General features: G+C 65.5%; 1 protein-coding gene. It reads right to left on the bottom strand.

Going from position 1 to position 2,811, the window contains the following annotated elements; translation table 11 throughout:
• Positions 1-41 precede the first annotated feature (41 nt).
• On the bottom strand, positions 42-2,811 hold a 2,770-nt coding region (locus tag Q7J39_RS02555), incomplete at its 5' end, for a TonB-dependent receptor domain-containing protein (protein ID WP_304820102.1).

Genomic DNA, 2,811 nt, shown 5'->3' on the forward strand with positions numbered 1-2,811 from the left:
CGCGAGGTGTAATCCGCTGGGCTCTTGGCCCGGTCGGTATTCTAGAAGCGCTTCTTGATGCCGATGGTGTAGACGCGGCCGAGCGGGTTTCCGCTGCCCGGGTCGTAGTTGTACTGGGTGCCGATTGCGAACGGCGGCTCCGCGTCGAGGACGTTCATGACCGAGAGGGTCAGGGCCGTATCCCACGGCAGCTCGGCGCGATAGGTGACGTCGTGCTGCCAGTACTCGCCGATCTTGGCCGTGGACTTCACCGCGTTGGCGATGTTGATCGAGTTGGCTTCGGTCTGGATCGTTGAGGACACGTGGCGGATCTGCCAGCGCAGGTTCTGACCGCCCATCGACCAGTTCACATAGGCGTTCGCCCGCAGGCGGTTGTAGCCCGTGAAGATCGAGGCGCGGTAGGTGCCGGCGCGCTTCACCGTACCCGCGGACACCGGGACACCCTCGATGGAGTAAGGGTTCTCGTCGTAGTTCAGCAGGTATGAACCGTCGAAGCCGGTGGAGAGGTCGCCGCCGAACAGTTCACCGACCTGCAGGTTGGCCTGGAAGTCGATGCCGTCGGTCTTCACCTGGCCGCCGTTGATGTAGTTGGTGCGGTACGAGAGAATGTTCCCGCGTGCGCAGCTCCCGGCGAAGGTGAAGCGAGCCTGGATAGCGGCGTAGGCCGCCTGGCCGCAACGGGCGCCCGTGTCGGCAGCGCCGTTCGGGAACATCAGCAGGATCAGATCCGCCGTGGCTTCCGAGGTCAGGGCGTCCTGGAAGTCGAAGTTCCAGTAGTCCACGGTGGCGTCGAAGCCGCCGATCTTGACCACGGCGCCGACGCTGTAGGTGAGCGCCGTTTCCGGATCCAGGTTCGGGTTGCCGTAGAGATCGTTGGCCCGGTAGGTGCCGTTCGCCGCCGTCAGACCCCGGGTGAAGTTGGGGTTCGTGATCGTGGCGGCCGGAGCCCGGTAGGTGGTGGAGACCGAACCGCGCAGGGCGAACCAGTCCAGAGCCTGCCAGCGGAGGGCGGCCTTCGGATTGAAGGTCTCACCCTGGCCTTGGTAGTACTCGTAACGACCGGCGATCGAGCCTTCGAGGTTGTCGGTGATCGGCAGACGAACTTCGAAGAAGCCCGAACCGATCTTCCGATCCACGTCGTAGGGACGCAGGTTGGCGTTGAACAGGAACGGACCGTTGGCGGTGGTGGCGCAATAGGGCGAACCATCACCGAACGGGGGGCTGTCGACGCAGGGGGTGGCGTTGGCGTCGTAGACCACGTCCGGGTCCTGGACCTGACGGTCGTAGCGGAACTGACCGCCGGCGGCCCAGGAGATGTTGTCCGAACCCCAGAGCTTGAAGTCGGTCTCGCCGTTGAAGACGATGTCGGCGACGAACAGCTTGGTGGTGATCTCGTTGAACTGCTCTTCTTCCATCCAGTCGAAGACAGCGCCGCGGTTGGCGACGGCGTCGTTCAGGCCAGCGATCGTGGAGCTGCTGCCAACATAATAGGGGTTGGCGGGCACGTTGGACGTGCTCTGCTGGATCGCGTTGGCGAAGGGGTTGAAGTAGAAGCAGCCCAGGGCGGCGTTGCCGGCGTTGGTGGTGAAGTTCGCCGTTTCCGCCGAGGTGCACTGGTCGGCATTGCCGGCCCGGCTGCCGTAGCCGCGCAGGCCAAGCTGCAGGCGGTTCACCGAAGTGTCCTGCAGGTTGTAGTTATAGTCCTGCTCTTGATAGGTCAGGCCGACATCCCAACCGACGCCGTTCTCGAACTTGCCCTTGAACCCGCCGGCGATGCGCAGCGTGTCGACCTTGTAAGAGTAGTGGCTGTGGCGGTCACTCGTGTAGGGGTTCCCACCGAAGCCCACCGGACGCCAGGCCGTCTGGCTGCCCGCGACGCCATAGAGGGCGGCGTTGGCGGCTTGGCTCTGAGCGGTGGCCAGGCCGGTGGCGCAGCTCGCCGCATCCACGCCGTAGGGCAGAACCGCGCCCGAGCAGTTGGCGGAGGCGATCTGACCCACCAGGGCGAGCAGGCCCGGGTTGGTGTTGGGGATGTAGAAGCGCGACTGCTCGGCCGTCGGGCTGTTGGCCGGGATCGGCGAGACGCCGCCGCCCGCCGCCGCGCCGCCCGCGAAGCCCGCGATGGGCGCCGGGAACTGGTTCGGACCGGTGATCGCCCAGCTCTGGTTGGGCGTGTTGTGCGAGGCGTAGAGGACCTCGATATTGCCTTCGATGTTGTCGGTGATGTCGACGTTGAGCTTGCCGTAGAGTTGGAAGTGATCTTCGTCTTCGATCAGGTTGTCGAAGGTCGTGTACTGGAAGTTACACGAGGTCGGGCTGACGATCGTCGTGGTCAGGACGTAGGGGGCGCCACCGTTGGCGGCGCAGCCGATGTCCGGAAGGGCGCCCGTGAAGGAGCCGGCCGTGGCGGCCGCGGCGGAGGTCGCGGTTTGATACTGGCCGGGGTTACCGGTGCCAGCCCAGCCGCCCAGCGGGTTTTCAAGATAGCCGCCGGCGCCGGTGCGCAGGGCCCAGTCGCGCTCGCTGACCGACATTTCCGAACGGTGGCGATAGCCGGCCGTCAGCAGCAGGTTGGCGCGATCGCCCTTGAAGCCGTAGGCGATGCTGCCTTCGTAGTCGCCCGGCGAGCCAGAGATGCCCTGATAGTTGGCGTTGATCTCGAAGCCCTGCAGATCGGTGCGGGTGATGAAGTTGACCACGCCGCCGATGGCGTCGGAGCCGTAGGTCGCCGCCGCGCCGTCCTTCAGGACTTCCACGCGGCCGATGGCGGCGGTGGGCAGCAGGTTGATGTCGACCGACGAAATCGCCTGG

This window comes from Phenylobacterium sp., from assembly GCF_030651185.1.
Classification (GTDB): Bacteria; Pseudomonadota; Alphaproteobacteria; order Caulobacterales; family Caulobacteraceae; genus Phenylobacterium.